The sequence below is a fragment of the Nocardia sp. CWNU-33 genome, from assembly GCF_046764895.1.
Taxonomy (GTDB): Bacteria; Actinomycetota; Actinomycetes; order Mycobacteriales; family Mycobacteriaceae; genus Nocardia.
Window position 1 is genome coordinate 73,116 of sequence record NZ_JBKOQN010000003.1, and the last position, 22,195, is coordinate 95,310.

At 64.8% G+C, this 22,195-nt stretch carries 20 protein-coding genes; 9 read left to right on the plus strand and 11 right to left on the minus strand.

Features of this window, described 5'->3' with window-relative positions:
• Positions 1 to 48 precede the first annotated feature (48 nt).
• A complete protein-coding gene (locus tag ACLMAL_RS04715; protein ID WP_411997957.1) occupies positions 49 to 498 on the plus strand; it encodes a PaaI family thioesterase in 450 nt (149 codons plus the stop codon).
• A gap of 64 nt (positions 499 to 562) precedes the next feature.
• Here the strand turns inward: ACLMAL_RS04715 and lon are convergent, their stop codons facing one another.
• A complete protein-coding gene (gene lon / locus ACLMAL_RS04720; RefSeq protein WP_411998140.1) occupies positions 563 to 2,929 on the minus strand; it encodes an endopeptidase La in 2,367 nt (788 codons plus the stop codon).
• A 356-nt stretch (positions 2,930 to 3,285) separates the two neighbouring features.
• On the opposite strand from lon, the gene ACLMAL_RS04725 reads away from it, so the two are divergent.
• From ACLMAL_RS04725 to ACLMAL_RS04755, 7 genes are all read left to right on the plus strand, one after another.
• Complete coding sequence (locus ACLMAL_RS04725; protein WP_411997958.1) at positions 3,286 to 3,486, plus strand: hypothetical protein; 201 nt, start codon at positions 3,286 to 3,288, stop codon at positions 3,484 to 3,486.
• Between the two features lie 295 nt (positions 3,487 to 3,781).
• A complete protein-coding gene (locus ACLMAL_RS04730; RefSeq protein WP_411997959.1) occupies positions 3,782 to 5,137 on the plus strand; it encodes a hypothetical protein in 1,356 nt (451 codons plus the stop codon).
• A gap of 108 nt (positions 5,138 to 5,245) precedes the next feature.
• Complete coding sequence (locus tag ACLMAL_RS04735; protein WP_411997960.1) at positions 5,246 to 6,037, plus strand: TIGR03084 family metal-binding protein; 792 nt, start codon at positions 5,246 to 5,248, stop codon at positions 6,035 to 6,037.
• A 355-nt stretch (positions 6,038 to 6,392) separates the two neighbouring features.
• Positions 6,393 to 7,154, plus strand: coding sequence for a hypothetical protein (locus ACLMAL_RS04740; RefSeq protein ID WP_411997961.1), 762 nt, complete (start codon positions 6,393 to 6,395; stop codon positions 7,152 to 7,154).
• 177 nt (positions 7,155 to 7,331) lie between these two features.
• The gene (gene lhgO / locus ACLMAL_RS04745) at positions 7,332 to 8,495 is read left to right on the plus strand and encodes an L-2-hydroxyglutarate oxidase (RefSeq protein ID WP_411997962.1); all 1,164 of its coding nucleotides are present in this window, start codon (positions 7,332 to 7,334) and stop codon (positions 8,493 to 8,495) included.
• 141 nt (positions 8,496 to 8,636) lie between these two features.
• A complete protein-coding gene (locus ACLMAL_RS04750) occupies positions 8,637 to 9,107 on the plus strand; it encodes an SRPBCC family protein (protein WP_411997963.1) in 471 nt (156 codons plus the stop codon).
• 10 nt (positions 9,108 to 9,117) lie between these two features.
• Positions 9,118 to 9,726 (plus strand): ribonuclease H, encoded by a 609-nt coding sequence (locus ACLMAL_RS04755; protein ID WP_328407660.1) that lies wholly within the window; start codon positions 9,118 to 9,120, stop codon positions 9,724 to 9,726.
• An 87-nt stretch (positions 9,727 to 9,813) separates the two neighbouring features.
• Here the strand turns inward: ACLMAL_RS04755 and ACLMAL_RS04760 are convergent, their stop codons facing one another.
• From ACLMAL_RS04760 to ACLMAL_RS04800, 9 genes are all read right to left on the minus strand, one after another.
• Positions 9,814 to 10,572 carry a hypothetical protein gene (locus ACLMAL_RS04760; protein WP_411997964.1) on the minus strand — a complete coding sequence of 253 codons (759 nt, stop codon included), beginning with the start codon at positions 10,570 to 10,572 and terminating at the stop codon, positions 9,814 to 9,816.
• A 169-nt stretch (positions 10,573 to 10,741) separates the two neighbouring features.
• On the minus strand, positions 10,742 to 11,911 hold the full coding sequence (locus tag ACLMAL_RS04765) for an MlaD family protein (RefSeq protein WP_411998141.1): 1,170 nt from the start codon (positions 11,909 to 11,911) through the stop codon (positions 10,742 to 10,744).
• Between the two features lie 5 nt (positions 11,912 to 11,916).
• Complete coding sequence (locus ACLMAL_RS04770; protein WP_411997965.1) at positions 11,917 to 13,020, minus strand: MlaD family protein; 1,104 nt, start codon at positions 13,018 to 13,020, stop codon at positions 11,917 to 11,919.
• On the minus strand, positions 13,017 to 14,108 hold the full coding sequence (locus tag ACLMAL_RS04775) for an MlaD family protein (RefSeq protein ID WP_328407665.1): 1,092 nt from the start codon (positions 14,106 to 14,108) through the stop codon (positions 13,017 to 13,019). The genes ACLMAL_RS04770 and ACLMAL_RS04775 overlap by 4 nt, the downstream gene beginning before the upstream one ends.
• Positions 14,105 to 15,100, minus strand: a complete 996-nt coding sequence (locus ACLMAL_RS04780) for an MCE family protein (protein ID WP_411997966.1) — start codon at positions 15,098 to 15,100, stop codon at positions 14,105 to 14,107. Before ACLMAL_RS04780 ends, ACLMAL_RS04775 begins: the two co-directional genes overlap by 4 nt.
• Positions 15,100 to 16,128: an MCE family protein gene (locus ACLMAL_RS04785; RefSeq protein WP_411997967.1), complete on the minus strand. Its 1,029-nt coding sequence runs from the start codon at positions 16,126 to 16,128 to the stop codon at positions 15,100 to 15,102. Before ACLMAL_RS04785 ends, ACLMAL_RS04780 begins: the two co-directional genes overlap by 1 nt.
• The gene (locus ACLMAL_RS04790) at positions 16,125 to 17,645 is read right to left on the minus strand and encodes an MCE family protein (protein ID WP_411997968.1); all 1,521 of its coding nucleotides are present in this window, start codon (positions 17,643 to 17,645) and stop codon (positions 16,125 to 16,127) included. The genes ACLMAL_RS04785 and ACLMAL_RS04790 overlap by 4 nt, the downstream gene beginning before the upstream one ends.
• Positions 17,646 to 17,651: 6 nt before the next feature.
• Positions 17,652 to 18,515 carry an MlaE family ABC transporter permease gene (locus tag ACLMAL_RS04795; protein WP_411997969.1) on the minus strand — a complete coding sequence of 288 codons (864 nt, stop codon included), beginning with the start codon at positions 18,513 to 18,515 and terminating at the stop codon, positions 17,652 to 17,654.
• 4 nt (positions 18,516 to 18,519) lie between these two features.
• A complete protein-coding gene (locus ACLMAL_RS04800; protein ID WP_328407670.1) occupies positions 18,520 to 19,338 on the minus strand; it encodes an ABC transporter permease in 819 nt (272 codons plus the stop codon).
• Positions 19,339 to 19,900: 562 nt separating this feature from the next.
• Between ACLMAL_RS04800 and ACLMAL_RS04805 the strand changes: the two genes are divergently transcribed.
• On the plus strand, positions 19,901 to 20,575 hold the full coding sequence (locus ACLMAL_RS04805) for a S1 family peptidase (RefSeq protein WP_411997970.1): 675 nt from the start codon (positions 19,901 to 19,903) through the stop codon (positions 20,573 to 20,575).
• Between the two features lie 42 nt (positions 20,576 to 20,617).
• On the opposite strand, the gene ACLMAL_RS04810 is transcribed toward ACLMAL_RS04805, so the two are convergent.
• Positions 20,618 to 22,147 carry an MFS transporter gene (locus ACLMAL_RS04810; RefSeq protein WP_411997971.1) on the minus strand — a complete coding sequence of 510 codons (1,530 nt, stop codon included), beginning with the start codon at positions 22,145 to 22,147 and terminating at the stop codon, positions 20,618 to 20,620.
• Positions 22,148 to 22,195: the final 48 nt, after the last annotated feature.

The following is a 22,195-nucleotide window of genomic DNA, read 5'->3' on the forward strand; positions in this document are numbered from 1 at the left end:
CGGAACCGAAATCCGCACGGACCCGAAATCCGCATGAACGGAGCACCGATGACCGCCGATACGTTCACCCTCGACATCGAACTCGCCAAGCAGGTGCTGGCCCGCCAGCCCTTCGCCGAATTGGTCGGCACCGAGCTCACCGCGTTCGGCGACGGCGCCGCCACGCTGGTCGTGCCGATCCGCAAGGAACTCGGCCAGCAATTCGGTTTCGTGCACGGCGGCGTGCTGTCCTATCTTGCCGACAATGCGCTGACCTTCGCGGCCGGAACGGTCCTCGGGGCAAACGTGCTGACCGGTGGCTTCACCATCACCTACCTGCGTCCGGCCGCGGGCGTCCGGCTGCGCGCCGAGGCGGTCGTCAGCGGGTCGACCCGCCGCCAAGCCGTCGTCAACTGCGAAATCTTCGCCGAGAGCGACGATTCCGAGCCGGTACTGTGCGCCCTCGCCCAGGGCACCACCCGCACCGTGGACCGGGACCTGCCGAACAACGGCAACTGATCGGTTCGCGAGACGAAAAACGGGCCGTGCACGGAATTCTCGTGCACGGCCCGTTTCGGCCGGATCAGGCGGTGGCCGCCAGGGTGCGGCCGTCCAGCGCCGGCTCGGCGACCGGTTCGATGGCGTAGGCCAGGATGTCGGCCACGTCGGCGACGGGGCGAACGTCCAAGGCCGCCAGCACATCTGCGGGGACATCGTCCAGGTCCGGCTCGTTGCGGGCCGGGATGAACACCGTCTTCAGACCGGCGCGCTGAGCGGCGAGCAACTTCTGCTTCACGCCGCCGATCGGCAGCACCCTGCCGTTCAGCGTGACCTCACCGGTCATGCCGACATCGGCACGGACCTGCCTGCCCAATGCGAGCGACACCAGCGCGGTGACCATGGTGACGCCCGCCGAAGGACCGTCCTTCGGCACCGCGCCCGCCGGGAAGTGCACGTGGATATTGCGATCGAGCACCGACGGTTCGATGCCGATCTCTTCCAGGTGCGAGCGCACATAGGTGAGGGCGATCTGCGCCGACTCCTTCATCACATCGCCGAGTTGACCGGTCAGGGTGAGCGACCGCTCGCCCTCCGCAGCATTGGCCTCGATGTAGAGGACGTCGCCGCCGAGACCGGTCACCGCCAGTCCGGTTGCCACGCCGGGCACCGCGGTACGTTCCACCGAGTCGGGGGTGAATCGCGGACGGCCCAGGTATTCCTTCAGATCGCCCAGGTCGATCGTCAGCGCGTCATCCGGTGCGGATTTCACTGCGTCATAGCCCAGTTCTGCGCCATAACCCAGATCGGTCACCACCGATTTGGCTGCGGCCGAGTCGGTTCCGACCTCCGACAGCCGAGTCGCTGCCTTACGCAAAGCCTTCGCGATCAGCCGCTCCAGCTGCCGCACACCGGCTTCCCTGGTGTAGTTCGCGGCGATCTCACGCAGTGCCGCGTCGGTGATGGTCACCTCGTCGGTGGTCAGTGCGTTGCGTTCCAGCTGCCTCGGCACCAGGAAGTCGCGGGCGATGTCGACCTTGTCGTCCTCGGTGTAGCCGTCGACGGTGATCAGTTCCATCCGGTCCAGCAGCGGGCCGGGGATGGTGTCCATGACATTGGCCGTCGCGATGAAAAGCACATCCGACAGGTCCAGATCCAGATCCAGGTAGTGGTCGCGGAAGGTGTGGTTCTGCGCCGGATCGAGCACCTCGAGCAATGCGGCCGCCGGATCGCCACGGAAGTCGGAGCCGACCTTGTCGATCTCATCCAGCAGGACAACGGGATTCATCGAACCCGCTTCCTTCATCGCACGCACGATCCGACCGGGCAGCGCGCCGACGTAGGTGCGGCGGTGGCCACGGATCTCCGCCTCGTCGCGCACGCCGCCGAGGGCGACGCGAACGAACTTGCGGCCCATAGCGCGTGCCACGGACTCACCCAGCGAGGTCTTGCCGACACCGGGCGGACCGACCAGCGCGAGCACCGCGCCCGAGCCGCGCCCACCGACAACCTCCAGACCACGAGAGGCCCGCCGGGAACGCACCGCCAGGTACTCGACCATGCGGTCCTTCACCTCGTCGAGTCCGTGGTGATCGGCGTCCAGTACCGCACGGGCAGCCGAGACATCGGTGCTGTCAGTAGTTTTCACTGTCCACGGCAGCTCGAGCACGGTGTCGAGCCAGGTTCGGATCCAGCCGGATTCCGGGCTCTGATCGCTGGCCCGCTCCAGCCTGCCGACCTCGCGCAAGGCCTCTGCGCGGACGTCCTCGGGCAGGTCCGCCTGCTCGACCCTGGTCCGGTAGTCGTCGGCGCCATCGGGCTCGTCTTCGCCGAGTTCCTTCCGAATGGCGTTGAGCTGCTGACGCAGCAGGAATTCGCGTTGGCTCTTCTCCAGGCCCTCGCGCACGTCGTCGCTGATCTTCTCGGTGACCTCGGCCTCGGCGATATGCGCCTTGGTCCATTCGATCAGCGTGGTCAAACGCTTGCCGGCCTCGGGGGTTTCGAGCAGTTCCCGCTTCTGGTCGTTGCTCAGGTACGGTGCGTAGCCCGCAGTGTCGGCGATCGCCGACGGGTCGGTCAACTGATTGACCGCGTCGATGATCTGCCAGGCCTCGCGGCGCTGCAGCACCGAGACGACCAGCTTCTTGTATTCGGCCGCAAGTTCTTTGGTGCGCCCATCGGCCGCGGGCGATTCGACCGCTTCGGCCTCGACCCAGAGCGCAGCGCCTGGCCCGGTCACCCCGTGGCCGATCTTCGCGCGCCGTTCGGCCTTCAACACCGCAGCCGGTGCGCCGCCGCGCATCCGTCCGACCTGTTCGATGGTGGCGACGACGCCGTAGGAGGCGTAGCCCTCGGTCAGTCGCGGCGCGAGCAGCACCGCTTCGGTCTTCGCCGCCCGCGCGGCGTCGATGGCGGCCTGCGCCGATTCGTCCAGTTCGATGGGCACGACCATGCCCGGCAGCACGATCGGATCGGTCAGGAACAGCACCGGCAGGTTCTGTGGTGTAGTCACGTGTTCGACCCTTCCAAAAGTTGAGCGATGCCCAGTCAACCCCGGCGGTTCCACGTTTGTTCCGGCCTACTCGCCACGTTCGCTCAGGGCGAATCGTCGAATATCGGCGAGAGTCTCGGTCCAGCCGCTACACCTCTCCCAGCGGCCATCCAGCCAGCGCGACCGGTATCGATGTCTCCAGCGACAAGTCGATGGAACCAATCGCCCATTCGCCACGTCCAACCATGTTGTAGGACACGAGACGTCGATCGCTGAACGAGAGCGATCGCACTGAAGCGATGAAGATGGGGCGGACTATGGGCGATGTCGACCCGGTGGCGGGGCAGATCGAGCGGCCGCAGGAGGCGCCGATCCGCACCAGGGGTATTGCGTGGTCTACGGACCGGTTCGCAGAGTATCTGGAGCCGATGTTCCCCGAGGGAAACGTCAACTACGACGATCTCGCCTTCGCAGGCGATCTCCTCTGGGACAGCTGGCGCACAGACCCATACGACTAGTCCGACTACCGTTCCGGATTCCCATTCGGACGCCTCTCGAGTGCGAATCCAACGCCTTCAGGCCTGGTTCGCCGGTCACGGCATCGAGATCCGAAAAGTATCGACCGACAACGAGGCCAACGAGCCGCACTGAGCAGGTGCTCGCATCGACGCGACCCCGGACTCCGACCGAGTTCGGGGTCGCGGTCGTGAGCCGTCACGACCGCACGGGCCCGCGTTGACACCCCACCGGAGCCAATGAGAATGTTGGAGCCTCGATATGTCACTACCCGGTCAGCACTAGGGAGACTCCGCGATGTCAGTGATCGCCTCCGGTGTATTCATCGACTGGGAAAATCTGACCGGACAGTCCAAGTTCACCGTCGATCTGATTACTTTCCCTATATTCAGCGCATTGGCGGGCTGGCTCACCAACTGGACCGGCGTGCTGATGTTGTTCTGGCCCGTCGCATTCCGCGGTGTCCGGATCCCGGGTCTGCACGTGTTGTATCCCTATTTCCCGCGCCGGGTCCAGGTGCTGCCGACATTTTCGGGAGACGGGCGCAGGCTCGGATTCCAGGGATTTATTCCGGCGCGCGCAGAAAAGATGGCAAGCATCTGTGTCGATAAGGCATTGATGCGGATCGGCAGCCCGAAGGATTTCATCCACGAACTGGATTTGGACGGAATCGCCGACTACATAGCAATACTCGCGAGCAAACAGGTGCAGCCGCTGGTCGACGAGCTGATGTACCGGGAGAACCCGGATCTGTGGCGCACCATGCCGCGCGCGATGAAGCAGCTTGTCTATCAAAGAGTGGATCGCGAACTACCCGCCCTGTGCAGGCGCGCCTTCGAATCACTCGGCGACAATGTCGATCAGCTCATCGATATCAAGAGTTTCGTCATCCGGTACCTGCAGGAGAATCCGTACATCCTGAAGGACCTGACCACCACCATCGCGGCGCCCGAACTGAAGTTCATGGTGCGAGTCGGTTTGCTCGGCGCACCGTTCGGCCTGCTGCTCGCTCTGTATCTGCACGCACACGGCCATATTCCGGTGCTCGGCTGGGTGCCGGGCTGGGTGATCGTGCTGCTTGCGGGCGCGGCGATCGGCGTCATCGTGAATGTGATCGCGGTCAAGATGGTGTTCGAGCCGGGTGATCCGCAGCCGCGCTACAAGTACTTGTGGCGGCAGGCGCTGCTGGCCAAGCGGCAGCCACAGGCCGCGACCGACCTCGCGCACATCCTTGCCTATCAGGTGTTGACCCTGCCGAATCTGTCGAAGGAACTGCTCGAGGGCCCCAACGGCGACAAGACCCGCCGGCTGCTGGAGCGATTGATCGCCGACGAGATCCATCGCCAGCTCGGCCCGACCACCTCGTTGGTGCGCGCGGCCTTCGGACGCCGCCAGTTCGACAACCTCAAGGTCGGCGCGGCAGGCGCGGCGGTCGGCTTGGCGCCGAGTCTGGTCGAGGACGAGGTGTTCACCCGCGAGCAGGCGAAAAAGATCGACGAATTCGCCGCCCGCAAGCTTCAGACCCTGACACCGGGTGAGTTCATGGAGATGTTCTACGCCTCGGTCGAGCAAGACGCCTGGCTGCTCTATCTGCACGGCGCAGTGCTGGGCCTGGTCGTGGGGGCGACCCACCTGCTCGTTTTCGGTTGGTAACCACCTCCCCTAAATACAAGCACGCATGCTTGCATTTTTCTGGGCCCGCTGCGATGCTGAAGCGCGACGGCGCACCGAGCAGTGTGCCCGCGACCGGCAAGGAAACAGATGGTTGACCTCGACGCGCTACTCGGCGACTTCGCAGCGGAATGCGCGGATCTCGAACTCCTGGTCGCGCCGCTGGCGCCGGCAGACTGGTCCACTCCCACGCCCGCCGCAGGCTGGGATATTTCACATCAGATCGGCCATCTGGCCTGGACCGACGAGGTGGCCATCCTCGCCGCCACCGACGGATCCGGCTTCGCACACATGCTTGCCGAGGCCGCACCGAAGGCGCTGACCTTTGTGGACGAGGCCGCCGAAGCCGCCGCCGCCACGCCGCCGCCGGAATTGCTGGAGCGCTGGCGCCGGGGCCGGACCGCCCTCGCCGCCGCCCTGCGCGCGGTGCCCACGGGCACCAAGCTGGCCTGGTTCGGCCCACCGATGAGCGCGGCGTCGATGATCAGCGCCAGGATCATGGAGACCTGGGCGCACGGCCAAGACGTGGCGGACGCCCTCGGCGTCACCAGGACACCGACCGCCAGGCTGCGCACGGTGGCCCACCTCGGCGTGCGCACCAGGAATTTCGCCTACTCCGTGCACGGCAAAACCGCGCCTGCCGAGGAATTTCGAGTAGAGCTCACCGCGCCGGACGGCACCCTGTGGGCGTGGGGCCCCGCCGATGCCGCACAGCGGGTCAGCGGACCCGCCCTCGACTTCTGTTTGTTGGCGACACAGCGCCGTCATCGTGACGACCTGGCGCTGGAGACAATCGGCGCGGACGCCGCGGACTGGCTGGCGATCGCGCAGGCGTTTGCCGGAAATACCGGAGAGGGCCGAACGGCGGGTCAGTTCGCCTGACCCGCCGTACTTCCCGACCACCCGTTCAAGCTTCGGGAGCGGGCGAGCGCCACACTTGGGTGCGCCGTACGTGTCGACGGCCGGACGCCGTTGGCCGGGGTGTCTCGATGTGGCAGTCGAGAATGACGCTCGCCAGCTAAGTGGGTTTACCCGCCCGTCAGCTGCCGGAAACATCGAACATCCGAAAAATATGCGCGATCCCGGCGCTGATGACACCCTTCGCCCGGCTTTGTGATGCTGCTCTCACCGATACGGCAGCCCCACAGGCAACACCGTAACCTGGACAAGTGTACGGCTTTCAACGATGCGGGCCGCGCTGCAAGGGGAGCAGGGGCGGAGGGAAGGAAAAAGCATCGTGACTGCACACAAGCCTGCTCAGGTCGTTCGGCATGCCGCGATCGTGCTCGCAGGCGCAGCCAGTCTCAGCCTCACCGTTGTCTCCGGGGCCTACATCGTGAACCAGATGGCCGATACCCATCGAGCAGGCAGCGAACTCTCAGCACCGCCTACCACGACCGCCGAGGACATCGCCGCCGACGCAGGCCCCACCATCTCCGAGGCCCTGCGGACCGGCGGAAGTCGCGATCTCCCTGCGCTATTCGTGCACCTGCCCGTCGATACGACCGCTGCACCCCCGAATATCGCTGCACCACATATCAATCCGGCCGTCGGCACTCCGGCAGGCCTGGCCGGAAAGCTCCGGCTCGGTACCACCTATGTCGGTGCGCAATTGACCCCGATCCGCGCCGACACCATCGCCTTCACTGTCGACACCAACGCACTGACTGTGCTGTCGGACTTCCTGCTGTCCACACCGATCCGGGACCGGCTCGGCGTCGGCAACGACCCGGCCGCGACCACGCAGGTGCGCACCGAACTCGACACCCACGGTCAGGTCACAGTGACGTTTTCCGACCCGACCCTGGGTGAGCACGCACTGCGCCTGAACCGATACACCGCACCGACTCCAGAGGACGCGCCGAACGCGACGCCGCAGGAATCCGCAGTCACCAGTGCGACGACGGCCGACACGGCGGCACCCGAAACTCCGGTCGCACCTGTGGACTCGACACTGCACCCGCAACTGAAGACCGCGCCGAGCACCATCAACGTCTGACCTACGCACGACCACATCCAGTTGCCGACCTATGGCAACAACTGATTTCGTATGCACATGGGTAATTCACCGGGCACACCCACAACCCCCGGCCCGCAACGAAACAGTCGCGGCACCCACGACCGGCAAGAATCGCGGAGCGGCGGGGGAGACTCACCGGGCGGAACAGACTTCTGCGTGATCGGTGGGGGGATCGTCGGTGTGGCGACGGCACATCGGATTCTCCAGCGCCATCCCGGGGCCAGCCTGGTGCTCGTCGACAAGGCCGCGGCGTTGGCCACCCATCAGACCGGGCACAACAGCGGCGTCATCCATTCCGGCATCTACTATCCGCCCGACAGTTTGAAGGCGAGACTGTGCAGGCAGGGTGCGCAGTGGACGAAGGATTTCGCCGCAGCGCACGGGATTCCGTTCGAGGTGTGCGGAAAGCTGCTGGTGGCCACCGACGCCGCCGAATTCGAGCGAATGCTCGCGCTGCACGAGCGGTCGGTGACCAATGGGGTGGATGTCGAATTGATCGACGCCGCCGAGCTCATTCGCCGCGAACCACATGTGACAGGGGTCGGGGCGCTGTTCGTGCCGAGCACCGGCATCGTCGACTACACCCGCATCACCACGGCGCTGGCGGAGGAGATCCGGCGGGCGGGCGGGCAGATTGTGCTCGGCGCCGAGATCGATGCGATCACCGAGACCGATGACGCGGTGACGATCGCGGGCCCTTCGGGTTCCTGGACCGCACGCACCCTGGTGGTGTGTGCCGGTCTGCAGGCCGATCGAATGGCAGCGCTCGCGGGCCTGCGCACCGATTTCCGTATCGTGCCGTTCCGCGGCGAGTACTACCAGCTGCCTGCCGAACGCGCCGGGCTGGTGCGGACATTGATCTATCCGATCCCCGATCCGAACCTGCCGTTTCTCGGTGTACATCTGAGCCCGACCATCGACGGCGAGCTGACCGTCGGCCCGAACGCAGTGCTCGGGCTGGCCAGGGAGGGCTACCGCAAGGGCAGCGTCAATGCCCGCGACGCCCGCGAGGTGCTCGGGTTCCCCGGCGTCCACCGGGTGGCCCGCACCCATCTGCGCACCGGGGTGCGGGAGTTGCGCAACTCGCTGTTCAAACGCGGCTACCTGGCCGAATGTCGGCGGTACTGTCCCGAGCTGACGATCGCGGACCTGCGGCCACGCGAGGCAGGAATCCGGGCGCAGGCGGTGCTGCGCGACGGCACTCTGGTGCACGACTTCATGATCGAGCGCACGCCGCGGTCGATCCATGTGCTCAATGCGCCGTCACCGGCGGCGACCTCCGCCATGCCGATCGCCGAGCATTTGGTCGATCAACTCTGATCCGCCACCATCCGGCAACCAAGCAACCGCCCGGTCGCAATGCGGAAAGCTGTCCAACCAAATCCTCGGCAACCCCCAATAAACCCAATAAAGAGGAGAACTGTAGTACTTTTATCGGCAGCCGTGGAACAGGGAGGGCCTATGGGCCACATCAAGTACGCGAGTGACGTCGGAGCACCTGTCGAGGTTGCCTTCACCTACACGGACAACCATCTGTTCGTGCCGGACTGGATGTTCGCTGTCGCCGGCTTCGAGCCGACCGGGGAGATCGATCACGGCCTCGGGGCGGGCTACACGACCACAGCGCGGCTGGCCTGGTGGCGGCCGGCGGTGCTCTGCGAGATCACCGAGTACCGACGCAATGTGGTAATCGGCTATACGCTGCGCGGACGGCTAACGGGAACACTCACACTCAGATTCGATCCACTCGGCTACGGACGGTCGGTGCTGACGTCCGAGGCGGAGTACGCTCCACCGAGCGGCCTACTCGGCCGCCTGTGCCTCGGTTTGGTCGACTCCGCCGTAAAATCGGCGCTGCGCCGCACCGAGTCTCAGTTGCGAAGGGAGATAGAGGAATTCCACGGTACCGATCTTGTCGGTCGGATTGCGTAGGGTGCCAGCCATGATCATCGTGAGCACCGACGGATCCTGCCTCCGCAACCCCGGTGGCGCCATCGGCTGGGCGTGGGTCAATCATCAGGGCTCTTCCCGCAGTGGAGGAGCCGCGTCCGGGACCAATCAGGTCGCGGAGCTACGCGCGGTGCTGGAGGCGATCCTCGCGCATCCCGGGGAAGAACCCCTGTTCATCGAGAGCGATTCGCTCTACGCGATCAAATGCGCGTCGGAGTGGATCTCGGGCTGGCGGGTCAACGGGTGGCGCACCTCCACCGGAGGCGCGGTGAAGAATGTCGAGCTCATCAAGCAGATCGATAGAGCCATCGCCACCCGGCCCGGGCCGGTCCGGTTCCGCTGGGTCCGTGGCCATGTCGGCAATTACTTCAACGAGCAGGCCGACAAGTTGGCGGGCGAGGCCGCCAGGCAGGCCGCGGTGACAGCCGCGGGCAGCGAAGTGGCGGCCGCGGAGCTGCCGACGGTGCCCGAGCTGCCGACGGTGGTCGAACTGTCGACGCCGGTCGAGGTGGCCGAGCCCGACAAAGAAAAGACTCCCGGGCCGCGGTCCGCGGGGAAGCCGGTCGCACCGGCGGCGCCTCAGACATTGACACTGTTCTGAGTCCGCCGGCGCGAACGGAGCGCAGGACCGCCCGAAAGACCTCCGGCGGTGGTGTCTCAACCCACCGCCGGAGGCGCTTCGGTCGGGTCAGTTATTGCCGAGCTGCTTGAGGATCGGCAGGTCGAACTTGTTGACCAGCCACTTGTCGCCGTCCTTTGCCAGGCCGGCAACCACGACGAGTTCGACTCGGCTCGGCGGCTTGCCCGCCGCGGCGATGTTGACATTGGTGGTGGTCTGGCCGATCACCACGAGCACGGTGGCCTTGTCCTTGTCACCGGACTGGAAGCCGCACTGCATGTCGTATGTCGACGACTTGGCCTTGGCATCGACGACCACACCCTTGAGGTCCTGGCCGAGCTTGCCGAAGGTTTCCTTCCACTCGCCGGTCGAGGCGGCGTCCACCTTCTTCAGGTAGTCGTCGATGGTGTCCGGGTCGTAAGTGGAGATGAGACGGCCATATTCGCAGGCAGCCTTGGTCGCGTCGGCTTGCGCGTCCAGCTTGTCGCCGCGATCGGTGGCCTGCAGATAGAACACCGCGACCGCGGTTACCGCGGCCACCAGCAGAATGCCCGCCACGAAGGCGGCAACCACCGGAACAGCCCCGAAGCCACCCTTGGCGGCGTCGGCGGCGGGCTTGGCTTCCGCCGTCTTCTTCTCAGCCGACTTGGTCTCGGCTGCATCTTTGTCCGCGGCTGCAGTCCCCGCGGCATCCGACTTTCCGAGCTCGACTGTCTTATCGTCGGCTACCGGACTGTCCGGTGCCGTCGAGTCGGCGGCAGTGGTGTCCTCGGCCTCCGGGTCCCGCTTCGATTCGGGGTTGTCGGTTCCAGCATCATCGTTGGACATCGATACAATCCTGCACTTTCCCGGCGCGCCCTGGCACACCGATTCAGCCTCGTCAGCTCGCATGCGGCGAACCGTTCGAACTCTGCGGGCGAGTATCCCCGCCCGGCGGCAGCGCTGCCGAGGCGGGTTGTTTCGAGCGACCTGTACGCAGTCGCCGGCGGTGGTCGACTCACCGCACCGGCGGGAGGGTCATTTCATTCGGATCCACGTTGGGCGGTACCTGGGCACCATTGTCGGGAACGTTCGGTCGCGGTGCGTTCGCCGAACCGCGAATCTGCAGTCCGGGCGGCGGGCTCTCGCAGTAGTTCCACTTGGGCAGCGAGCCGTCCTGGATGACCTCATTGCGCAACGGCACATGCTTGTACTGGCAGATCGGCCGAACCCAGATGTCGGCGATGGTGAAGAATTCGCCGTCGTGCGCGGGCACACCCGCCGCCGACAGACCGACCTTCAACGAGGGGAACAGGGCCTGCAGCGCCGGGATGCGCAACTGCGCGGCCTTGGTCATCGCCGAGAAATTGGCAGCCAGACTGGTGATCGGGTCCGAGGTCTTGTCCAGCACCGCGCCGAGACTGGTCAGCTGGCCGGGCGCCTGCTCGAGAATCGTCTGCAATTCGGCGTTGGCGTTGTTGAACTGAGTGAACAGCGCACCCGAATTGCGGGTCAGCGTGGCCAGATCGGGCTGGGCATGCGAGGTGGTGTCCGCGATGGTGCGCAGATTGGTGATCAGGTTCTGGGTCTGCGGCAGCAGCGAATCGAAGCCCGCCATGGCCAGGCTGATGCCGTTCACCATGCCGCGCAACTGATCAGGGCCGCCGCTGAGCGCGATGTCGAGCTCGGAGAGGATGGCACCGAACTTGTCCGGGTCGATCTGCGCGATCAGCGCGCTGGAGTTGTCGAGCACCGACCACACCGGGGTCGGGGTCTTGATCTTCTCCGGATCGAACTTGATGACCGAACCGTCACGAAGATAGGGCCCCTGCTCGGTGCCCGGCCGGAAATCGACGTATTGCTCGCCCGCGCCGGACAGCGCCTGCACCGCGATCGCGGTATCGACCGGAATCTTGTACTTCGAGTCGATCTGGGCCTTGGCGGCGATGGACTGGCCGCGGTCGGTCAGCTCGATCGAGGTCACCTTGCCGATCCGGTATCCGCGCAGCGTCACATCGTTGCCGGGCTGCAGACCACCCGAGCGGTCCAGATTCACCGTGACGGTGTAATTGGACTTCAGCGGGTTCACCCGCATGACGCTCACCAGCAGATAGCTGGCGCCGACGAGGAACACCAGCACCAGACCGATGCTCGACAACAGGAGCTTGCGCCCGAACAGGTTCTTCAGCCAGGTCACTTATAGGCCCCCGTCACTCGGGCTTGGATCAACTGCAGGACGGTGATCAGGCTGCCCGCGAAATCGCCCACGTCACGAAGATCCTGGATCTTGCCGTGCGCCGGGTCACTCAGCACGCTGAGGTCGAGGTTCGTCGCGGTCGCGTAGACGGCGAGGCTGTTGCCGCGGAACGACGCGTCGACACCGGGTTTCATCTCGCGCAGCGCATCCAGCGCCGGTCCGAAATTCTGTTCGGTCCTGGCCAGCGCGTCCATCAGCTGATGGACATTGTCGAGCAGGCTGGCCAGTTGACCGCCCGAGCTGCTGGCGTAGTCGCCGAGCGCCGCGCTGGTCGTCGAAATCTTGGTCAGCAAATCGCCGATGGCCCGGTTGTTCTCCGCGACGGCACCGATCATCTGCGGCAGCGTGTCGGCGACCTGACCGAGTTCCGAGCGCCTGGTCTCGATGGTCGTCGCCAGCGCGCTGAACTGGTTGAGCACGTTGTCGACGCGGGTGGTGTTGTCGTTCAAACTTGTGACGACCCCGGTCATCTCGGTGATCAGATGTGCCATCTGCGCACCGCGACCGCCGACGATCGAATCCAGCTCCGAGGTCAGCTTGCTCAGCGCGGCGACACCGCCGCCGTTGAACAGCATGGAGACCGAGATGAGCAGCTCCTCGACCGTGGCGCCTGCCGAGGTCTTGTCGAGCCCGAGCGTGTCACCCTGGTGCAGGATCTGCGTGCCCGGCTCCGACTTCGGCTTGGACACCGAGATGAAAACATCACCGAGCGGTGTGGCCTGACGCAGCTCGGCGGTGCTGCCGAGGGGCAACTCGATGTCCTTGCGAATGGTCAGATCGACGATGGCCTGGAAGTTCTTCGTCCTGATGTTGGAGACCACCCCGACATCCGAACCGCCGATCTTCACCTTGGCCTGATCCGGCAGGTTCAGCGCGTTCTCGAAAACCGCGTGCACGGTGTAGGTTTCGCCGCTCGCGCCCGGCTTGGGCAGCGGCAGTTTCTCCACGGTGAATCCGCAACCGGAGGTCACCGCGACACCGGTCGCCACCGCCAACGCGATCAGCGTGCGGCTTGCGTTCTTCATCAGCCGGTTGGTCATTTGGTCATCCCCAGCAGTGCCGCCGTAATTCCCAGGTCGGGTCCCAGGTCCTCGAGCCTCCCGGTTCGGCATCCGTCCGGCTTCATCTGAATCCGTTCACAGAACACGCTCAACAGCTCGCCGTTGAGGAAGGTCTGGATATTTCCGTGCAGTCGGATGTAACCCATCTCCCTGTTCACCGACCGATCGAGGTTGTACATGAGCAGCGGCGCGATATCGACGACCTCGGTGACGCCACGCGCATTGGCGCGCAGTTGGTCGGTCACCTTGGTCAGCCCGACGAGCGAGCTCGACAACTGATCCTGGTACTGCACGAACACCGAACTGGTGTTGTTCAGGAAGTCGTTGAGCTGTTGCAACGTCGCCTCGAGGCCGGGCGCCTGATCGGCCAGCAGTCCCGTCATCTGCGTCATCCGATTGCTGAAATCACGGACGGACTGGTCGTTTTCGGCCAGCATCGTGGTCAGCTCGTTCAGCTTGACGATGATGTTGGAGACCGCATCCTTGTTGTCGACACCGACCTTCAGTGCGCCGGAGAGCGCATTGAGTGTGTCGCGCATCTTTTCGCCCTGGCCGTTCACCATCGGGTACAGCACCCGGCCCGAGAGTGGGCCGATGCCTTCGGAACCGGGTTCGGGCTTCAGTGCGGCGGCGAACTGATCGATGGTCTTGATCATCGTATCCAGCTCGACCGGCGTCCTGGTGCGCGCCTTCAGCAGGTGGGCGCCGTCGGACATGGTGGCGCCCTGGGTGTAGACCGGGGTCAGCTCGATGTGTCGATCGGTCACGATGGACGGCGAAACAATCGCGGCCATCGCATCTTTCGGGATCTTCACCCCGGAGTCGATCGACAGGTGGACCTCGACCAGAGTGCCCTTCGGAATGATCTTGTCTACCTTGCCGACTTCCAGCCCGAGCACCGTCACCGGATTGCCCTCGTACATACCCGCGATGTTCTCGAAGTCCGCGGTGATGTGCATTTGGTTGCCGAAGGCGTTGTTCACCGAGCTCGGCAGAATCGAGCAGCTGCCGACCGCGAGCGCCGCGGCGCTGATCGCGACGGTCTTGGCGATGGTCCTGAGGTTCATCCCTGGCATCCCTCGATCATGTGGGCGAAGCACAACCAGTTATCGGGGAACACCCACGGCAGACCGACCTCACCGTAGGGACCGTTGCCGAACGCATTGTTGAACTGGCGCACCGACACCGGCATGATCTGCAGCAGCCGGTCGAGATTGTCCTTGTTCTTCTGCAGACCCTCTGCCATGGTGTTCAGCTGCGTGATGGTCGGGCCGAGCTGGTTGTTGTTCGCAGCGCCGATCTCCTGCAACTGCCTACTGAGCGTCGACACATTGTCCAGCAGCTGGCGCAGCAGGCCCTGGCGCTCCATCACCCGGTTCGCGATGGCCTCGCCCTGGGTGATCACCAACAGCACACTGTTGCGGTTGTCGCCGAGAATCTGGGTGACCCGATTGAGATCCTTGAGCAGACCGTCGACCTCGCCCTTGCGCGCGTCCATCACCTTGGCCAGCACGCCGATGCTGTCCAGCGCCTGCGCCGTGAGCTGCGGTGAATCGCCCATCTGCTTGTTGATCATGTCCAGCGAGGTAGCCAGCTTCTTGGTGTCGAGCGCCTCGAACTTCGGGGTGCCGATCTCGACCACATCGGCGAGGTTGTAGGGAACCGCGGTGTTGGACAACGGAATCCGATTGCCCTTCAGACCCGAACCGTCACCCGGCTCCAGATCCACGTACCTGGCGCCCAGCAGCGTGGCCATCTTGATGGAGGCCTTGGCGTCCGGTCCGAGCTCGATGTCGTCATTGACGCTCAGGGAGAGCAGAATGTGCCCGCCCTCGAGCTTCGCATCCGCAACCCGGCCACTCGGGACGCCGGCCACGTTGACCTTGTCGCCGACCTTGACCCCTGCGGTCTGGGCGAATTCGGCCTTCACCGTCTGCTCGCCGACACCGATCAGCTTGTAGACGCTCGAGCCGATCAGCAGCCCGAGAACGAGCACCGCGCCGACGACGCCGAGCCAGAAGTTCCGGTTGTTGTCGAACCTGGATCTGATCTTGGTCATCATGGGCGGCACACCGCCGACTGTCCGTTGCCGCCGATCTGGGTGAGCAGACCGCGCGGGAGCAGGATGCCGTACAGCGAGACATCCAGTTTGCACATGTAGGCGTTCGCGTAGGCGCCGTCCTGGGTGGCCTTGCCGAGGTTCGAGAGCATCCCCGGCAGGTCGATGGCCGCCTGGTCGAGCCTGGCGCCGTTGGCGATCAGCAGCGTCAGCGCGGCGCTCGTCGAGTCCTGCGCCGTCTTCATCTTCGGCTGAACCAGTCCGATCATGTCGACCAGGGAGCTGGTCGCATCCGCGATCTGCTCGGTGGATTGCTGCAGGGACTGTCCCTGGTCGTACAGACCGCCGATCAGTGACCGGGTCTGGGTCACCAAGGTCTCCAATTCATCACCTCGCTTGGCCAACCCCTGCATCACGCCGCTGAGGTTGGTGATCACATCGCTGAGAATTGCGTCCCGGCGCTGGAAATCCGTGGCCAGGGTCGCGGCTTGAGTGATGAACGCGCTCAACGAAACACCGTCACCCTGCAATGCCTGGATGAAGGTCTCCGACAGCCTGTTCACCTGCTCGGGCTGCAATACCTGGAACAGCGGCTGGAATCCGTTGAGCAGCGCCGAAACGTCGAAAGACGGCTCGGTGCGTTCCAGTGGAATGCTCGCCTTGTTCTTCAGTGCGGCCGGGCTCGCCGATTTGCCCGGCGCCAGCGCGATATACCGCTGGCCGATCAGGTTCTGGTAGCGGACAAGGGCTTTCGTGTCGTCGTATACCGTCTGGTTGCGCTGCACGATGAACGTCACCTTGGCGTCGTTCTTGCGGTCGAGTTCGATCTTCTCGACCTTGCCGACCCGCACGCCTGCCATACGGACGTCGTCGCCCTCACGCAGTCCGAGCACATCGGTGAATGTGGCCGTGTAGCTGTTGGTGTCACCGTCGACGACGCGCGCGAGGGTGTTCCAGATGACCACGGTCACCAGGATCGACACCAACGCGAACAGACCGAATCCGATCAGTGGTTTGCGAACGCTCACTTGCCCTCACCGCTCTCGGTGACCTGCAGGGTTCCCCCACGCAGCGCCGAACTCAGCAACAGATATTCGGCGGTCGTCGGACGCCGCCCGAGCAGCGCAGTGATCGCGGCATCTCCTTCGTACGCAATGGGACCGGCCGACGGAGTACTGGCCGGTTGCGCGGGTAGCCCCGGCTCCGGCGCCGGCTTGGCCGCCGGCGCGGGAGTGGGGGAGCCGCCGGGTGCGGGCGGGAACAGCTGGGGGAAAAGCCCTTCCAGCGGTGTGCCCGCGAACGGACTCGAGGACCTCGGCGCGTTCGAGCCGGGCACACCGGCGGTGTCCGCGGTGCCACCCGGAGTGGTCACACCCGGGATGTCCGGCAGACCCGCGGGCAGCGGCAGCCTCGGCAGGCCGGCCGCCGAATCCAGCGCCCGCGGCCGCATCGACTCCGGCAGGTAGCCGGGGTCGGCGATCGCCGGTGCGGTGACGCAGCTCGGACCGGGCAGACTGCCGTAGCGAGGGCAGTCGTCCACGGTGTACGGCTTGTACGGGGTGAGCGTGACGCCTGCGTTCCACACCATCTGCCGCTGCGGGCCCCAATGGAAGGTCTGGCTCAGTTTGCGCAGCGAGGTGTTGAGGCTCTCGATCGCCTCCGGGATCGAGTTCGCATCGCCCGCGAGCGCACCGAACATGTCGCTGGTGCCCGCGGTCACCTGCTTGCCCACGTCACCGTTGCGCGCGAAGAGTGCGTTCACGGTGTCCACCGTGCCCGCGCCGTTGGAGATCAGCGCGATCAGCGCGGTGCGCCGGTCGGCGATCGTCTGTGCGGTCTTCACCGAGCTGCCGAGCACGTCGAGCAGCTCCGGCGCGGACTGGTTGAGCGCCTGGAACGAGTGGGAGAAATCGTCCAGCAGCACACCGAGATTCGGGATCGACTCGTCGACCGCGGTGAGCCAGCGATCCAACCGTTCGACGGTGGAGCCGGGCATCCGGCCACTGCCGTCGAGCGCCTGCGACAGCGTGCCGAGCACGCGGCCGAACTGCACCGGGTCGATCTTGTCGAGGATGGTGCGGACCGTGGTCAGCGTGTCCTGCAGCGCGATGGTGCCTTGGCTGCGGTCCTCTTCGATCTGCGAGCCATCGTGCAGGTACTGGTCGGCGGGTCCGTTGAAGACGAGCTCGACGGAGGTGACGGCGAACAGGTTGCTCGGGACAACACGGGCGGTCACATTCGACGGGATGTCGCCGGCGAACTCCGGCTTCAGCTCGATCTGTACCTTCTGCTCTTCGCCCTTGGCGGCCACGTTGACGTTCTTGACAGCCCCGACGAGCACGCCGCGGAACTTGACGTCGGCCTGGCTCGGCAGTCCGTCGCCAGTGGTCGTCAGATTGGCGACCACATTCACCTTCGGCACGAAATAGCCACGGTAGCGGGCCATCAGGAAGCCCAGGATCAGCGCGAAGACGACCAGACCGCAGACGCCTGCGATGAGCAACTGCCGCATGGTGGGTCCGCGCCCACTCGGATCGATGATCATCTCGCCCTACCCAGAAATCCGGATGCCAGGGTTGACGCCCCAGATCGCCAACGTCATGAACAGGTCCGCGAACACCACCACGATGATGCACATCTTGATCGCCCGGCCTGCCGCGACACCCACACCTTCCGGTCCACCGGAGGCGAAGAAGCCGTAGTAGCACTGGATAAACGTGGTGATCGCGACGAACAGCATGGCCTTGGCCAGTGAGTAGAGCACGTCCGTCGGTATGAGGAACTGATAGAAGTAGTGCGCGTAGGTGCCGCTCGATGTGCCTCCGATCAGCTGCACGGTCAGCGAGCACGAGATGTAGGCCATGGCGAGGCCGAGGCAGTAGAGCGGGACGATGGCGACCATCGCCGCGAACATGCGAGTGCTCACCAGGTAGGGCAGCGGCTTGATGGCGATGGAGTCGAGCGCGTCGATCTCTTCGGAGATGCGCATCGCGCCCAGCTGCGCGGTGAATCGACAGCCTGCCTGTGCGGCAAATGCCAAGGCCGCCAACAGCGGTCCCAGTTCTCGGGTGGTGGCGAAGGCCGAGATGGCGCCGGTGATCGGGCTGAGGCCGAGCAGATTCAGCGAGGTGTAGCCCTGGATGCCGACCGTCATGCCGCCGAACGCGCTGAGGATCAGCACGACGCCGATGGTGCCGCCGCCGACGACCAGGCTGCCGTTGCCCCAGGTGACATCCGACAGCAGCCGCCACACTTCCTTCGGATACTGCTTGAGCGCCGTCGGGATCGACGCGATCGACCGTAGGAAAAAGAACACCTGGTGCCCCAGGCGCGCGACCATATTTACCGGCGCCTGTGCGAACTTCGTCAGTTGCTGAAGTGGCCGCAGCAGCGGCGGCACATAAGTTGATGACACCGGCTCAGACCACCTGTGGAGGGAGAAGTACGTTGTAGATCTGGGTGATGATGAGGTTCACTCCGAACAACATGATCGCGGAGCTGACCACCGCGGAGTTCACCGAGTTCGCCACTCCGCCGGGGCCGCCACGGGTATTGAGCCCGGTATCGCAGGCGATGATGGCCGCGAGCAACCCGAAGATCAGCGATTTCACCAGTGCCACAAGGAGATCGACGGTCACTGCGAACGAGGAGAAGGTGCCGACGTAAGAACCGGGCGTACCGTTCTGTGCGAAAATATTGAAAATGTAGCCGGTCAAGAATCCGACGAAAACAACGAAACCGCAGAGCAGCACACTGACCAACATGGCAGCACCGAGCCGAGGGGCGACCAGGCGGCGCAGCGGATCGACGCCCATCACCCGCATCGCGTCGATCTCCTCGCGGATGGTGCGCGAGCCGAGGTCCGCGCAGATCGCCGAACCGACAGCGCCCGCGATCATCAGCGAGGTGACCAGCGGTGCGCCTTGCTGGATGATGCCGAGACCGTTGGCCGCGCCGATGAAGGAGGTCGCGCCGACCTGGCCGGCGACCGCGCCGACCTGAATGGAAACGATGACACCGATCGGGATGGCGACCAACAGCGTCGGCGCCGCAGCGACGCTCGACATGAAAGCACACTGCTTGATGAACTCTTTGTAGGGAAAGCGGCGTCGGAATATCGCGATGAACAGCTCGGCAACGGCAGCGAATCCCATCGTGATCTGCCTGCCGAAGGTCTCGAGTGACCGCTTCGGATGGTCTTGCCAGTAGCCTTTTACCCAATCAACCGCATCACTCATCCGTGACTCCGACGGTGGACTCTCGGTCGACTGCACTGGCTAACCCCTCTCGACGCCGGTAACCAAACCCCGACGACTTGCTTTGCTTGACGCACCTTACTACGGAGTAGTGCAGAACACATCATCGTCATGTGATTGCAGTCATAGCCGCGTGTCACTGTTCGCGAAAAGCTATGAGACGCGGCACGGACGTTGGTACGGGGCCCAAAGTTAACCGTCCATCTTCTAGAACAAGTTACAGTTCACCTGCGCAGATCAGCATCATGTTCAGTATCTCGACGCAATTACGAGGAATATATTCATCGAAAATCGCATTTGTTTCGGAGCACCGGACATGACACAACGAACTTGTCACCGAAACACAAACTCGATGCGCAAACAGTGTTACTTATAGAAGATTGCTATTACGGTAGTAAGAGACGCTAGACCTGAAATGTCGAAAAATGAGGTGGCCACTGCACCACCCCCGGCCATGGCCAGTACATGACGCGCCCGGGGCCGAATACTGACACGATGGGTGCGACAGATTGATATCGTGCGGATTTCCGACCTCTGGAGGGACATGTTCAGCAAACTCGCCAAGGTGGCCAACGCCGCCTTCGCCGTAGCTCTTGGTGCGGCGCTGCTCGGGACGGGCGCAGGGGCAGCGGACGCGGCACCCGCCCCGCCGGTCGTGGGCGGTGGTTCGGGGATCATCATCGACAATCAGTTCGAATGCACAGTCACCACAGTGGGTTACGACGGCGGCGGTCGACTTGTCGGCCTCACCGCCGGACACTGCGGCGACCCGGGCGCTCAGGTGTACGCCGAGGCAGACCGCGGCGCAGGCCAGATCGGCCGGTTCGTCTACTCCAACCACGATCTCGACTACGCCATCATCGAGTTCCAGCCGGGCAAGATCACCCCGGTGAACCGCGTCGGCAACGTGACCATCACCGGGATCGGCGGCCCGGCCCGGTTCCCGATGATCGTCTGCAAGGAAGGCCGGACCACCGGCAACACCTGCGGGATCTCCTGGGGCGATGTCTTCGGGACGAATATGGAGACCTGGTCGCAAATGTGTGTGGTGGAAGGCGATTCCGGCGCGCCGGTCGTCGTCGGCACCACGCTGGTCGGCATGGTGAACGCCTACCTCGCCATCGCCTGCTTCGGGCCCGAGGTCGGCACCAACATGAGCTCGATCATGGGTGACATCAACGCACGTGGCGACATCGGCGCGGGCTTCAACCCGATCTGATCCAACACTGTCGGAAAAAAATGAGCGGGCCGTGCGGCCCGCTCATTTTTCGTTGACGGCCGCTTCGTGCACGGCGGGCGCCAGCGCGGGACCCGACATTCCGCACTGCGGCATGCAGTCGACGTTGTCCAGCAACGGTGTATGGCGCGGCTGCCGCAACAGCAACGCGGCCAGCAGCGCGCCTGCCACCAGCAGGCCGACACAGATCCACATGGCGACACCGAACCCGCGATCGAATTCGACCGGGTCGCTGAGCGATCCGGAGATCCCGGCCAGCCCGGGCAGCGCGGCGACCGCGAGCAGCTGAGCGGTGCGGGCTACGGCATTGTTCACACCCGAGGCGATACCGGCCTCACTGGAGGGCACCGCACCGAGCACCGCACCGGTGAGCGGGGCGACGAGCACCGACAGGCCGAGGCCGAACAACAGCACGCCGGGCAGCACGTCGGTCACATAGGTGGTGTCCGGTCCGATGCGCAGCAACAGCACCAGCCCACCACCCGCGAGCAGCGGTCCGGCCGTCATCGGGATGCGTGGACCGTGTACCTGGGCCCATCGGCCCGCGGGCGCCGAGAGCACCAGCATGATCAGCGTGACGGGGACGGTGGCGACGCCCGACATCAATGGCGAGTATCCGGCCACCAGCTGCAACTGCATGACCAGCAGGAAGAAGACGCCGCCGAGGGCGGCGTAGACCGCGAGCGTGACCAGATTCGCCGCGGTGAACACCCGCCCGCCGGAAGGGAACGGCCCGGAGGCGACGGCTTGCGCAGCACTCGCTTCCCGCGTCATCGACCCGGTGAACAGCGACGGCGGCACCAACGGATGATCACTACGCACTTCGATGACCACGAACAGCGCAAGCAGCAGTAGGCCCGCGACAACGAGCAGCGGCATCCCGTCGATCAAACCGAAGGTCAGCGCGCCCAGCGCCAGCGCGACCACCACCGCTCCCGGAATATCCAGGCGCGCGGCGGCATTCGGATCGTGACTTTCCGGCACATGCCGCAGCGCGACCAGCACGACGACCAGTGCGAGCGGCACATTGATGAAGAAGATGGACTGCCAGCCCGCCACGTCGATCAGCCAGCCACCGAGGAACGGGCCGAGCGCACCGGCGACGCCGCCGAACCCCGACCACAGCCCGATCGCCGCACCCTGGTCGCGCTGATCGATGGACGAGGAGATCAGCGCCAGGCTGCCCGGCGTCAGCATAGCGCCCGCCACACCCTGCAGGATCCGGGCGAAGACCAGCATCTCGATGTTCACCGCGGCACCGCACAGCACCGAGGCGATGGCGAAACCGATGGTGCCCCAGACGAAGACCTTGCGGCGGCCGAGGCGATCACCGAGCGATCCGCCGAGCAGGATGAACGACGCGAGCGTGAGCGTGTAGCCGTTGAGCGTCCACTGCAGGCCGGCGACGTCGGTGTTCAACGACTCACCGATCCGCGGCAGCGCGATGTTGACGACGGTGGCATCGAGCGAGGCCACCGACGACCCGAGGATAGTGGCCAGCAGGATCCAGCGGCCCTTGGCCGAATGTAAGCGGGGTAGCTCCAGGGTGCTCACCCACCCAACCTAGCCGCATGGCCAGAAATCCGCCGGTGACCGCTGCTG